The sequence below is a fragment of the Streptomyces sp. NPDC003393 genome, from assembly GCF_053589015.1.
Genome location: NZ_JBSFRB010000039.1, coordinates 78,877 through 90,801, shown reverse-complemented (window position 1 = coordinate 90,801; position 11,925 = coordinate 78,877). Strand labels below are relative to the sequence as shown.

Sequence of the window (11,925 nt, the reverse complement as noted above, 5' to 3'; positions counted from 1 at the left end):
CGGAATCTGCGACTTGCGCGCGATGGTCGCCAACGCGTCCGCGTCGTCCTGCGTGGGACACGCCACCCGCACGATCTGACAACCCGACGCCGTCAACTCGGCGATCTGCTGCAACGTGGCACCGACATCCGACGTACGCGTCGTCGTCATCGACTGCACCGACACCGGAGCGTCCCCGCCGACCGCCACCGGCCCGACGTGGATCCGCCGCGACACGCGCCGCTCGGCGATCGGCCGGGCCGGTACCTCGGGGACACCCAAGGAGATGGCTGTCATGGCGTCAGCCCCGGTTTCCGGAGACGGTCTCACGCATGGCTCGCAGGGACTCCTTCAGCGACCCCATGGTGGCCAGGACGGCGGTGGGCTCGTAGCCGCAGTGGGCCATGCAGTTGTCGCAGCGCGGGTCCTTGCCGCGGCCGTACTTGTCCCAGTCGGTCTCCTCGATGAGTTCCCGGTACGTCGGGACGTAGCCGTCGCTCATCAGGTAGCAGGGGCGCTGCCACCCGAACAGCGAGTAGTTCGGGATGGCCCACGCGGTGCAGGGGAAGTCGACCTTGCCCTCGAGGAAGTCGAGGAACAGCGGGGAGTGGTTGAGCCGCCAGCGGCGGCGGTTGCCGCCCGCGAAGGCCTTCTTGAACAGCTCCCGGGTCTGCGTCACGCCCAGGAAGTGCTCCTGGTCGGGCGCCTTCTCGTAGGCGTAGGCGGGCGAGATCATCATCTCGTCGACCTTGAGGTCGTCGTTGAGGTAGTTGAGCACCTCGACGACGGTCTGCGGGGTGTCGGTGTTGAAGAACGTGGAGTTGGTGGTCACCCGGAAGCCGCGCCGCTTCGCCTCCTTGATGGCGGCGACCGCCTCGTCGAACACGCCCTCCTTGGCCACGGACTCGTCGTGCCGCTCGCGCAGTCCGTCGATGTGCACGGCGAAGGCGAAGTAGGGCGAGGGCGTGAACTTGTCCATCTTCTTGCGCAGCAGCATGGCGTTGGTGCACAGGAAGACGTACTTCCGCTTGGCCACCAACTGGCGCACGATCTCGTCGATCTGGGGGTGCATCAGGGGCTCGCCGCCCGCGATGGACACCATCGGCGCACCGGACTCCAGTACCGCCCCCACGGCCTGGGCGACCGGCATGCGCTGCTTGAGCACCCCGGCCGGGTGCTGGATCTTGCCGCAGCCTTCGCACTTCAGATTGCAGGCGAACAGCGGTTCAAGCTCCACGATCAGCGGGAACTTGTCCCGCTTGCGGAGCTTTTGTTCGGCAAGGTATGTAGCGACCTTGATGGACTGGCGCAGCGGCATGGCCATCTGGCTCACCTCCTGGGGAGCAGCACATTACGGTGCCATTCAAAGAAAGTCGGTAGGACGGAACGAAGAACGCGGAAAGCCGATATACCACCGCGCACCGTGCCGATACGTACGAGCTCATGTTCCGGAGCGTCCACGACCACACGGACGGCCGCAACCGGGCGCTCGCCCGTGCGCACGGCGCTCAGAAGCGTGGCCGCGGACTCCATGTCGACCGCGATCGCGCCGGTGGCGCGCAGTTCGGACCGCTCGTCGTGACCGCGGACGACGTGGTCGGAGCCGGTGAGCGGCCCGGTGTGGACGGTGCGGCCGGGCAGAGTGCGGGTGAGTTCCTTGACGAGCAGTTCGGTGCCGACGCAGGGCACGGTCCCGCGCCGGTCCCGGGTCTCCTCGGCGACGACCAGGTCGCCGGGGTGCATGCCCGGGGCGAGGCCGGCGCAGAAACCCGTGGCCAGCACGGCGGCCCGGCTCAGCACCGGCTCGGCGAGGACCCGGGTGACGGACCGTTCCGCCGCCCTGGGTCCCATGCCGGTGCGCAGTACGGTCACCGGCCCGCCGGCCCCGCCGCGGTCGCTCATGCGCAGGGCGAGGTGCTCGATGCCGAGCGCGCAGGCGATCAGCAGCGGGGCCGGGGCGGGCTGTGTGGTCATCAGCTCCCCTTGGCCTCGGCGGGGGGCTTCTCTCCCCGGAGCCGGTCGGCGAAGGGTTCGCCGTGGACGTACCGGCCGAGCGCGGTGAGCGGGAAGACCTGCCGGTAGAGGTGGTAGTTGATGGAGAAGTCCCAGGGGAAGCCGGTGCCGGTGAAGTACGGTTCGTCCCAGGAGCCGTCCTCCCGCTGGGTGGCGGCGAGCCACTCGACGCCGCGTTCGACGGCCTTGGACTCCCGCTCCCCCGCCGCGAGCAGAGCCATCAGCGCCCAGGCGGTCTGCGACGCGGTGGAGGCGCCCTTGCCGCTCCACTCCTTGACGTACTTGTAGGAGCGAAGGTCCTCGCCCCAGCCGCCGTCGTCGTTCTGCACGCTCTCCAGCCAGGCCACCGCGCGACGGATCGCCGGGTGGGAGCCGGGCAGGCCGGCGGCGGTCAGGGCGGGGACGACGGACCCGGTGCCGTAGACGTAGTTGACGCCCCAGCGGCCGAACCACGAGCCGTCCGGCTCCTGTTCGGCCAGCAGCCACTCGATGCCGCGCCGGGTGCGCGGGTCGTGGGACAGGCCCTCGACCGCGAGCATCTCCACCACGTGCGCGGTGACGTCGGCCGACGGCGGGTCGATGACCTCACCGAAGTCGCAGAAGGGCAGGCGGTTGGGGAACGGGCTGGTGTTGTCGACGTCGAAGGCGCCCCACGCGCCGTTCTTCGACTGCATCCCCAGGTTCCAGCGGACGCCGCGTCCGATCGCCTTCTCCAGCCGTTCCGGGTCGTGGTGTTGGACCCGGCGCAGCGCGAGGACGACCTCGGCGGTGTCGTCGATGTCGGGGTAGTTGTCGTTGTGGAACTCGAACGCCCAGCCGCCCGGCGGCAGCCCCGGCCGGCGCACCGACCAGTCGCCGGGGCGCACGATCTGCTCGCCGAGCATCCAGTCGGCGGCCTTCACCAACTGCGGGTGGTCGGCGGGCACGCCCGCGTCGGCGAGCGCGATGGCGGCCAGGCAGGTGTCCCACACCGGCGACTGGCAGGCCTCGATCATCCGGGCGCCGTCCTCGCGCCACACGGCGAAACGGTCCAGCGACCGAAGGCCCGCGCGCATGACCGGGTGCTCCAGGTCGTAGCCCAGCAGGTGCAGCGCGATGACGGAGTACACGGCCGGAGGCTGGATGCCGCCCCAGCAGCCGTCGTTCTCCTGCCGTTCGATGATCCAGCGCGCGGCGCTGTTCATGGCGGCCCGGCGCAGCCGCTTGGGGGCGACCTTGCGGTAGGCGTGCAGGGCCTTGTCGATGCGCTGGAAGGCGCCGTCCCAGCTGGCGACCGGGGCGAGCGGCTGAGGCGGGTTGGGCGCCTCGGGGTCGGTGTGCAACTCGTCGAGCGGGAACGGCGCGGGGCGCACCGGCCGCTTGGCGGAGACGATGGTGAGAGGCACGATCGTCTGCCGGGCCCAGCAGCCGAAGTCGTAGATGTTGAGCGGTACCCAGGTGGGGAAGTAGATGAGCTCCGGCGGGAGTTCGGGCAGGTCCTCCCACTTCCACCAGCCGAACAGGGCGAGCCAGATCCGGGTGAAGACACGGGAGGCGGCGATGCCGCCCTGGTCGCGGATCCACGCGGAGGCCTTCGCCATGTGGAGCGCGTCGGGGGCGTCGCCGGCCAGGCGGAGGGCGACGTAGGCCTCGATGGTCGTGGACAGCTCGCCGGGGCCGCCGTAGAAGGTGGCCCAGGTGCCGTCCTCGCGCTGCTCGCCGCGGATGAAGAGGGCGGCGGCGCGGGTGGTCTCCTCGTCCCGAATGCCCAGGAACTGGCGCAGCAGCAGGTCCTCGGCGTCCATCGTGACATTGGTCTCGAGGTCGCCCTTCCACCAGCCCTCGGCGTCCTGCCGGGAGAGCAGGAAGTCGGTGGCGCGCCGGACGGCCTGGGCGGCGGCTTGGTGTACCCCGGCCGCCTCGGGGGTGGTGGGTGCGGTGTCGCTGGCCGCGGCAGCGCGGGTCGGCAGTTGCGCCCCGGTGCTTCCGTCGGTCGTCGCTGTCATGGCTTCCCCTTCGTGCAGTCGTGCAAGTCGTGCTGCTGTGGGTCCGCCGTCGGCCGGTGCCCGATGCCTCCCGGGACCGGCCGGCGACTACGCGAGGGTGCTTCGACCGATAGTGATCATCTCTTTCGTACGACGACGAAGTCCGCGAGCGCCGTGAACGCGGCCCGTACCCGGTCGGGCATGTCGACGGCGTCGAGGGCTTCGATGGCGATGGTGTGCTGACGGCGTGCCTCCTCGGCCGTCCACCCGCGGCCGCCGGCCTCCTCGATGAGGGCGGCGCGGGCCGCGAACTCCTCCTCGGAGAAGTTCGCGAAGTCGCTGCTCTTGGCGTCGGCGGCGAGGATCTCGCCGAGCCGCTCGGAGGCTTCTCCGCCCGCCGCGAGGGCGGCCACCACCGGCAGGGACTTCTTGCGCTGGCGCAGGTCGCTCCAGGTCTGCTTGCCGGTCGCGTCCGGGTCGCCCCAGATGCCGAGGAGGTCGTCCACGGCCTGGAAGGCCAGGCCGAGGTGGTAGCCGTACTTCTCCAGCGCGTCCGCGGTGGCGTCGTCGGCGCCGCCGAGCACCGCGCCGATGGAGCAGGCGCAGGCGAGCAGCGCGCCGGTCTTGTTGCCCTCCATCTCCAGGCACTCGGCGACGCTGACCCGGTCGCGGTGCTCGTAGGAGATGTCCTGGGCCTGACCGTCGATCAGCGCGCGGGTGGCGCTGGTCAGCCGACGGGTGGCGCGACCGGCCGCCACGGTGCCGAGTTCCAGCAGGACCTCGCCCGCCAGCGCGAACAGTGCGTCGCCGACGAGGATGGCCTGGGCGGGTCCGTGCACCTTCCAGACGGTGTCGCGGTGCCGGCGCTGTTCGTCGCCGTCCATCAGGTCGTCGTGCAGCAGCGAGAAGTTGTGGACGAGTTCGACGGCGACCGCGCCGGGCACGCCGACCTCGGGGGCGGCGCCGGTGACCTCGGCGGAGAGCACGGCCAGGGCGGGGCGCACGGCCTTGCCGCCGTCCCCGTGCGCCGGGTTGCCGGCGGCGTCGATCCAGCCGAAGTGGTAGGCGGCAACGGTGTCCATGGGAGGGGCCAGCCGGTCGACGGCGGCCCGCAGGACCGGCGTGGCCAGGGTCCGGCCGCGCTCCAACAGCGCGGTCACGTCCACCGCGGTCGCCCGAGCGGCCGTCGGGGCCGGGGACTCAGTGGGCACAGTCTCTCCTCTTGTCGCGGTGCCGGAGGTGCGGGGGCCTGCCGCGGGTCGCCGGTCGACCTTCATCGGATCCCCCCTCGTACGGACGCTCCGGTCACGTCCGGGCGTCGGCCGGGAGGCCGGGGGATGTCCTTCGGCGAGGGCCGGGAGGCCGTCTCCTCGAACGCGAAGAGACGGTTCGGCCGGGGCCGGCCCAGAGCGCTCAGCGCGGCGTCCGCCGCGCCGACACCGCTGCGGACCGCACTCTCCATGGTCGCGGGCCACCCGGTGGCGGTCCACGCTCCGGCCAGGTACAGGCCGGGGGCCTTGGTGCGGGCGCCGGGCCGCAGCCGCCCGACGCCGGGGGACGGGGCGAACGTCGCCGTGCGCTCCCGGGTCACGAAGAAGTCGAACACCTCGGCCCCACGCGCGGCGGGCAGCATCCGCTTCAGCTCGGGCAGATAGCGTTCGCGCAGCACGGCGACGGGCGCGTCGATCTCGTCCTGGGCCACCGACTGGGACAGGGCCAGGTACTGACCGTGCTTCAGCCCGGAGGCCTCGGTGCGGTCGAAGACCCACTGCACGGGGGTGCCGAGGGCGGCGACGAAGGGCCGGGTGAGCACCGTGCGGTCGTAGACGACATGGATGTTGAGGATCGGTGCGGTGCCGATCTCCAGCAGCCGCTCGGGGGCGTCCAGGGCGCCTGTCGGCAGCAGGTCGTACGCCTCGCGCTGCGGCACGGCGAGGACGACCGCGTCGGCGTCGATCCGCTCGCCGGGAACCTGAACGCTCCAGCCGCCGTTCTCGTTTGTGGAGACGGAGGTGACGCGTGAACGGACCTCGGTACGAACGCCCGCGGAGTCGAGCGCCTTGCGGGCCAGACGGTCGTGCAGTTCACCCAGCGGGACGCGGGCCCAGCCGATGTCGGCCGCTCCCGGGTCGGACAGCAGACCGGTCTTGAACACCATCGCGGCCAGCCCCAGTGAGGCGTCGGAGGCGACCGCGTTGAGGGTGGCGACCCCTACGAGGTCCCACAGTGCCTCCACGGCACGGGCCGACTGGCCGTGCGCGGCCAGCCAGCTGCCGAAGTCCTGGGCGTCCAGGGCCGGGTCCGCCGGGTCGAGGGCCTTCAGGGCGAGCGCGGCACGCCCGACGCGGGCGCGCTCGCCCAGCGACAGGTGCGGGTAGGTGGCCAGGCTGCGCCCCAGGTGCAGGGGTACGGGCAGCGCGTCGCGCCGCAGTCTGCCGAGCCGGCGTCCCTCGGGCCGGTCCAGGTCGAGGACGGGCACGTCGAGGCGGTCCTGGAGCGGGGCGAGCGCGGTGCCGCCGATGCGGTCGAGGAACCAGCGGTAGGCGGTGCAGCAGCGCAGGTACACGTGCTGGCCGTTGTCGACGGTGAGGTCGCCGCGCCGGAAGGAGAAGGCGAGGCCGCCCAGGCGTGGCCGGCCCTCCAGCAGGGTCACGCGAACACCGGCGTCGGCGAGTGCGAGCGCGGCGGTCAGGCCCGCCAGGCCGCCGCCGATCACCACCGCATGGCGTCCGGAGGGTGCCGACGCCGTGGCGAGGGTGCCGTCCGGTCGTGTGCCGTCGCTCATCGGGCGCCCTCCCCTGTGCGTCCGCCGCGGTGCGCGGGTGCGCCGCGGCCGGCCGTCGCCGTCAGTGACGCGGTCCGGGTCCGCGGGGTTGCCCGCGCGGCGCCGGCCGGAGGCCGTGGTGCGGACGTGATGCCGTCCGCCCGGAGCGCGATGCCGGCGGTGCGGCCAGGCGCCGTGCCGGGCGTCGCGGGGCTGGGGGCACCTCCCGGGCGAAGGTCGGTGCGGGGACCTTCGTGACAGGCCGTGCGGCCGGTCCGGATGCGCTCGGCCATCAGGCGCGCCTCCTGAGGGTCTGCCGGGTCACGTGCCGGGTGTCCAGTCCGGACAGGCCGCGCACCGCGACGTACGCCTTCTCGCGTCCGGGCAGGGAGACCCGGCCGCGCAGCACGGCCTCCGGCTCGCGCTCGATGCGGTCGAGCAGGCGGCGGTAGATGCCGGCCATGGCGGCCACGCACGCCCCGCTGCGCCGGTCCAGCATGGGCAGCAGCTGGTACCCCTCCGCGAACAGGGCGCGGGCGCGCCGTACTTCGTAGTGGACCAGGCCGGCGAAGTCGGAGCCCTCCGGCGGGGTCGGGCCGTGGAATCCGGCCGAGCAGCCGAACTTGGCCAGGTCGTCGGCGGGCAGGTAGGTGCGGCCGCCCGCGGCGTCCTCGCGGATGTCTCTGAGGATGTTGGTCAGTTGCAGCGCCAGGCCGAGCGTGTCGGCGTACTCGGGGGCGCGTTCGGCGCCGCGCGCGCCGGGTTCGGTGCCGAAGACGCCGAGCGAGAGCCGTCCGATGGCGCCGGCCACACAACGGCAGTAGACCTTCAGGTCGTCCCAGGTCTCGTAGGTCTCCCCGCGTACGTCCTTCAGGACGCCGTCGATGAGCTCGTCCAGGCCGCCGAGCGGAATCGGGAAGGCGCGGGAGGCGTGGGCGAGGGCGACCGCCACGGGGTCGGTGTCGTCCTCCTCGACGGCGCCGTCGCGGATGCGGTCGAGCAGCGCCCGCGTGTCCTGCAGCCGGACGACCTTGACCTCGTCCGCCAGCGCGCCGTCGCCGATGTCGTCGACGCGCCGGGAGAACGCGTACAAGGCCGACATCGCGCGGCGCTTGGGCGTGGGCAGCAACCTGATGCCGTAGGCGAAGTTGCGGGCCTGCTGCCCGGTCACGGTCTCGCAGTAGCTGTAGGCGGCGAGTACCGGTGCGGACGCGTGCTGTTCCGACTCCACGGCCCGGATCACCCCTCTCCTCGCAGAGTCACGCCCACCTCGCGCAGCAACTGGACCTTGCCGGGCTTGGGCGGGCCGGGAAGTACGTCGTATTCGGCGGCGGCGATCGCACCGATCGCCGCCCTTCCCCCCGCCACGAACCCCGCGAGCAGCAGCTTCAGCCTGCCGTGGACGCTACCCACCAGAGGGGCGCCTTCATTCAGGAGTTCGCGGGCGCGTTCCGCTTCGTACGCGACCAGGGCGCGCACCGACGCGCCCGCGGTGGGCGTGGCGAGATCCGCCTCCTGGACGTGAAAGCGTTTCATGTCCGCGGCGGGCAGGTAGACGCGGTCGCGGCCGAGGTCCTCCCTGACGTCCTGGAGGTGCTCGACGATCTGCAGGGCGGTGCAGATCGCGTCGGACCGGCGGATCCGCTCGGGGGTGGAGGCACCGGTGACGGCGAGGACGAGACGGCCGACGGGGTTGGCGGACAGTTCGCAGTAGGCGAGGAGGTCGTCGTAGGTCTCGTAGCGGGAGACGAGCTGGTCCTGACGGTTGGCGGCGATCAGGCCGAGGAACGGCTCGGGGGTCAGCGCGCACCGGCGGACGGTGGGCTGGAGCCGGCGCAGCAGAGGATGGCGCGGCGTGCTGTCGAAGACCCTGCGCAGATCGGTTTCGAAGGCGTCGAGCAGGACCAGCCGGTCCGAGGCCTCCTCGGGCGACACGCCGAGCAGACGGGCGTCGGCGCCGCCGGGGGTCAGATCGCCGTCACCGATGTCGTCGACCAGTCGGGCGAAGCCGTAGACGGCCATGAGGTCGAGGCGCCAGGCACGGGGCAGGAAGAACGGTGCCACGGGGAAGTTCTCGCCCGCGGCCTTGTCGAGGGTGGCGCGCTCCGGGTGGAGCGCCGCTGTTGTTCGCGTCATCGTCCGCTGCCCGGGGCGTGGACGGCACATGCTGCGTTGAGCTGGGGAGTTTCCGTAGCCATTGCCGTCACATCTCCCGTTCTACACTGCCGACCCAACACACACTATTTCGGACACGCCGCCCGGCCGCCCGGGCGGCGGCCCTGGCGGAGGGTGTCGCGCATTATCTCCCCACTTGCCGCTTTCCGGGACCGGTACAGCTTACGTTGTACAACGCAGCGGGCCTCACGGGGGGTGTCCTGCAGATCACAACAACACACCGATCGATGTCAAGATTCCTTGGGTCCGCGGGAGTTGACCTTTCCTTTGCAGACGCCGGGCCCCACCGGAACAGTTCCGGTGGGGCCCGTGAAGCGCCGACTACTTGCCCGTGAACTTCTCGTACTCCTTCAGCACCTCTTCGGTGGGCCCGTCCATGCGAAGTTCCCCGCGTTCCAGCCACAACACCCGGTCACAGGTGTCGCGGATCGACTTGTTGTTGTGGCTGACCAGGAAGACGGTGCCGGCCTCCTTGCGCAGCTCCCGGATGCGCTCCTCGGACCGCCGCTGGAAGGCGCGGTCACCGGTGGCCAGCGCCTCGTCGATCATGAGGACGTCGTGGTCCTTCGCGGCGGCGATGGAGAAGCGCAGCCGGGCCGCCATGCCGGAGGAGTACGTGCGCATCGGCAGGGTGATGAAGTCGCCCTTGTCGTTGATGCCGGAGAAGTCGACGATCTCCTGGTAGCGGGACCGGATCTCCTCGCGGGACATGCCCATGGCCAGCCCGCCCAGGATGACGTTGCGCTCACCGGTGAGGTCGTTCATCAGCGCCGCGTTGACGCCGAGCAGCGAGGGCTGGCCGTCGGTGTAGACCCTGCCCCTCTCGGCGGGCAGCAGGCCGGCGATGGCGCGCAGCAGGGTCGACTTGCCGGAGCCGTTGGAGCCGATCAGACCGATGGCCTCGCCGCGGTAGGCGACGAAGGACACGCCCTTGACGGCGTGCACCTTGCGCACGCCCCGGGCCGAGTCGGCCGAGCCCCGCTTGACGATCCGGCTGAGGGCGGCGGTGGCGCTGCCCTTGCCGGACTTGGCGCCGTTGACGCGGTAGACGATGTGCAGCTCGTCCGCGATGACGGTGGGCACCCGTGCCCCGTCCCTGCGCGCGGCCCTGCCGCCCAGGTTCTGCTCAGCCACGGCCGTACCTCTCCTCCGCCTTCCAGAAGTACACGAACCCGCCGCCGAAGACGACCACGGCCCAGCCCAGGGCGAGGGCCCACACGTGCGGCGGGAGGTTCGAGGCGCCGTAGCCGTCGATCAGCGCGTAGCGCACGAGGTCCATGTAGACCGCGGCCGGGTTCACCTGCATCACGCGGATCACCCAGTCGGGCTTCCCGGCCAGCATGCCGTTGATGGAGAACATCACGCCCGAGGCGTACATCCAGGTACGCATGACGAACGGCATGAGCTGGGCGAGGTCGGGGGTCTTGGCCCCCATCCGCGCCAGGATCAGGGCCAGGCCGGAGTTGAACAGGAACTGGAGCGCCAGCGCCGGCACGACGAGCAGCCAGGACATCCCCGGGTAGCTGCCGAACCCGACCGTCACGACGACGACCACGATCATCGAGAACAGCAGTTGCTGGAGCTGCTGGAGCGCGAACGAGATCGGCAGCGAGGCCCTTGGGAAGTGCAGCGCGCGCACCAGGCCCAGGTTGCCGGAGATGGCCCGCACGCCCGCCATGACCGAGCTCTGGGTGAAGGTGAACACGAAGACGCCGGTCACCAGGAACGGGATGTACGCGCCGTGGCTCATGCCCCGGCTGGCCTTGAGGATGAGGCCGAAGATGAAGTAGTAGACGGCCGCGTTCAGCAGCGGGGTGGCCACCTGCCAGACCTGGCCGAGCTTGGCCTGGCTGTACTGGGCGGTCAGCTTCGCCTGGGAGAAGGCCAGGATGAAGTGGCGACGGCCCCACAGCTGGCGTACGTACTCCATGAGCGGGGGCCGGGCGCCGCTGACGGACAGCCCGTACTTGGCGGCGAGCCGGTCCGCCGGGAGCCCCTCGTCGGGCGACGGAGCCGCGCCGAGGGCGACGCCGCCGTCATGCGTTGTCTCACTCACAAATGGATACTTTCGTCTTCGAGATGCGCGGCCCGTGCGGGTCACGGACGTGACGCGAGCACGGCCGGCGGCGGCCGGCCGGTGCTCCCAGGGAACGAGCTTGTCAGATGACCGGCGGCCGGCCCAGTCGGGTGAGGCGCCACACCGTACGCCACTTCATGGGCCGGCGCTGCCCGCACGGCGCGGTCCACCCCTCTTTGAAGCCCCCGAACCAGGCCTTCAGGGCCGGGCGCGAGGGGCGGCGGGCGAGGGTGAGCAGCAGCCAGACCCCCAGGTAGACGGGCACCAGCGGGGCCGGGAGGTTGCGACGGGCGAGCCAGACGCGGTTGCGGGCGACCATGCGGTGGTAGACCGCGTGCCGGGAGGGCGCGGTCGTCGGGTGGTACAGCACCATGTCGGACCGGTAGTCGATCATCCAGCCGGCGTCGAGGGCGCGCCACGCCAGGTCGGTCTCCTCGTGCGCGTAGAAGAACTCGTCCGGAAGGCCGCCGACGTCCGCGAAGACCTTCGTACGGACGGCGTTGGCGCCGCCGAGGAAGGTGGTGACCCGGGAGGAGCGCATCGGGTCCGAGGCGCGCAGCCGCGGCACGTGGCGGCGCTGGGTCCGCCCGGTCTCCGGGTCGGCGATGCGGAAGCTGATGATGCCCAGCTCCGGGTCGGCCGCGAAGGCCTGACGGCACAGCTCGGCCGTGTCGGGGCGGGCGAGCAGGCCGTCGTCGTCGAGGAACAGCAGGATGTCGACCTCGCGGCCGTCCGGGCCGAAGGCCTCGATGCCGACGTTGCGGCCACCGGGGATGCCCAGGTTCTCGGGCAGCTCGACGGTCCGCACGCCCTCGGGGACGTCCGGCACGGGCGCGCCGTTGCCGACGACCACGACCTGGACCGGGTCGCCGTCCTGCTTGGCGACCGAGTCGAGCAGGGCCCTGAGCTCATCGGGGCGGTTGCCCATGGTGATGACCACGGCCCCGACCTTC

The 11,925-nt window shown here is 71.6% G+C and carries 12 protein-coding genes; all 12 read right to left on the bottom strand.

Annotation, left to right across the window (positions count from 1 at the left end; genetic code table 11):
- On the bottom strand, window positions 1–276 hold a 276-nt coding region (locus tag ACWDUZ_RS30060), incomplete at its 3' end, for a flavodoxin-dependent (E)-4-hydroxy-3-methylbut-2-enyl-diphosphate synthase (RefSeq protein ID WP_451634946.1).
- 4 nt (window positions 277–280) lie between these two features.
- On the bottom strand, window positions 281–1,303 hold the full coding sequence (gene hpnH, locus ACWDUZ_RS30055; protein ID WP_451634945.1) for an adenosyl-hopene transferase HpnH: 1,023 nt from the start codon (window positions 1,301–1,303) through the stop codon (window positions 281–283).
- 5 nt (window positions 1,304–1,308) lie between these two features.
- Window positions 1,309–1,953 carry a phosphorylase family protein gene (locus ACWDUZ_RS30050; protein ID WP_451634944.1) on the bottom strand — a complete coding sequence of 215 codons (645 nt, stop codon included), beginning with the start codon at window positions 1,951–1,953 and terminating at the stop codon, window positions 1,309–1,311.
- The gene (gene shc, locus ACWDUZ_RS30045) at window positions 1,953–3,977 is read right to left on the bottom strand and encodes a squalene--hopene cyclase (protein WP_451634943.1); all 2,025 of its coding nucleotides are present in this window, start codon (window positions 3,975–3,977) and stop codon (window positions 1,953–1,955) included. The genes ACWDUZ_RS30050 and shc overlap by 1 nt, the downstream gene beginning before the upstream one ends.
- 116 nt (window positions 3,978–4,093) lie before the next feature.
- On the bottom strand, window positions 4,094–5,233 hold the full coding sequence (locus ACWDUZ_RS30040; protein ID WP_451634942.1) for a polyprenyl synthetase family protein: 1,140 nt from the start codon (window positions 5,231–5,233) through the stop codon (window positions 4,094–4,096).
- Window positions 5,230–6,741 (bottom strand): hydroxysqualene dehydroxylase HpnE, encoded by a 1,512-nt coding sequence (gene hpnE / locus ACWDUZ_RS30035; protein ID WP_451634941.1) that lies wholly within the window; start codon window positions 6,739–6,741, stop codon window positions 5,230–5,232. The genes ACWDUZ_RS30040 and hpnE overlap by 4 nt, the downstream gene beginning before the upstream one ends.
- Entirely contained in the window at window positions 6,738–7,013 is a 276-nt protein-coding gene (locus ACWDUZ_RS30030) for a DUF6380 family protein (protein WP_451634940.1), read from the bottom strand. Before ACWDUZ_RS30030 ends, hpnE begins: the two co-directional genes overlap by 4 nt.
- Window positions 7,013–7,963: a presqualene diphosphate synthase HpnD gene (gene hpnD, locus ACWDUZ_RS30025; RefSeq protein ID WP_451634939.1), complete on the bottom strand. Its 951-nt coding sequence runs from the start codon at window positions 7,961–7,963 to the stop codon at window positions 7,013–7,015. The genes ACWDUZ_RS30030 and hpnD overlap by 1 nt, the downstream gene beginning before the upstream one ends.
- Window positions 7,960–8,856: a squalene synthase HpnC gene (hpnC, locus tag ACWDUZ_RS30020; RefSeq protein ID WP_451634938.1), complete on the bottom strand. Its 897-nt coding sequence runs from the start codon at window positions 8,854–8,856 to the stop codon at window positions 7,960–7,962. Before hpnC ends, hpnD begins: the two co-directional genes overlap by 4 nt.
- Window positions 8,857–9,216: 360 nt before the next feature.
- Complete coding sequence (locus ACWDUZ_RS30015) at window positions 9,217–10,029, bottom strand: ABC transporter ATP-binding protein (RefSeq protein WP_451634937.1); 813 nt, start codon at window positions 10,027–10,029, stop codon at window positions 9,217–9,219.
- Window positions 10,022–10,951: an ABC transporter permease gene (locus ACWDUZ_RS30010; protein WP_451634936.1), complete on the bottom strand. Its 930-nt coding sequence runs from the start codon at window positions 10,949–10,951 to the stop codon at window positions 10,022–10,024. The genes ACWDUZ_RS30015 and ACWDUZ_RS30010 overlap by 8 nt, the downstream gene beginning before the upstream one ends.
- Before the next feature lie 103 nt (window positions 10,952–11,054).
- Window positions 11,055–11,900, bottom strand: a complete 846-nt coding sequence (locus tag ACWDUZ_RS30005) for a glycosyltransferase family 2 protein (protein WP_451634950.1) — start codon at window positions 11,898–11,900, stop codon at window positions 11,055–11,057.
- Window positions 11,901–11,925: the final 25 nt, after the last annotated feature.

What these genes read in the sequence shown, in the direction of transcription:
- hpnH (WP_451634945.1), bottom strand. Translation starts at nt 1,303, where the DNA reads ATGGCCATGCCGCTGCGCCAGTCCATCAAGGTCGCTACATACCTTGCC.
- ACWDUZ_RS30050 (WP_451634944.1), bottom strand. Translation starts at nt 1,953, where the DNA reads ATGACCACACAGCCCGCCCCGGCCCCGCTGCTGATCGCCTGCGCGCTC.
- shc (WP_451634943.1), bottom strand. Translation starts at nt 3,977, where the DNA reads ATGACAGCGACGACCGACGGAAGCACCGGGGCGCAACTGCCGACCCGC.
- ACWDUZ_RS30040 (WP_451634942.1), bottom strand. Translation starts at nt 5,233, where the DNA reads ATGAAGGTCGACCGGCGACCCGCGGCAGGCCCCCGCACCTCCGGCACC.
- hpnE (WP_451634941.1), bottom strand. Translation starts at nt 6,741, where the DNA reads ATGAGCGACGGCACACGACCGGACGGCACCCTCGCCACGGCGTCGGCA.
- ACWDUZ_RS30030 (WP_451634940.1), bottom strand. Translation starts at nt 7,013, where the DNA reads ATGGCCGAGCGCATCCGGACCGGCCGCACGGCCTGTCACGAAGGTCCC.
- hpnC (WP_451634938.1), bottom strand. Translation starts at nt 8,856, where the DNA reads ATGACGCGAACAACAGCGGCGCTCCACCCGGAGCGCGCCACCCTCGAC.
- ACWDUZ_RS30005 (WP_451634950.1), bottom strand. Translation starts at nt 11,900, where the DNA reads ATGGGCAACCGCCCCGATGAGCTCAGGGCCCTGCTCGACTCGGTCGCC.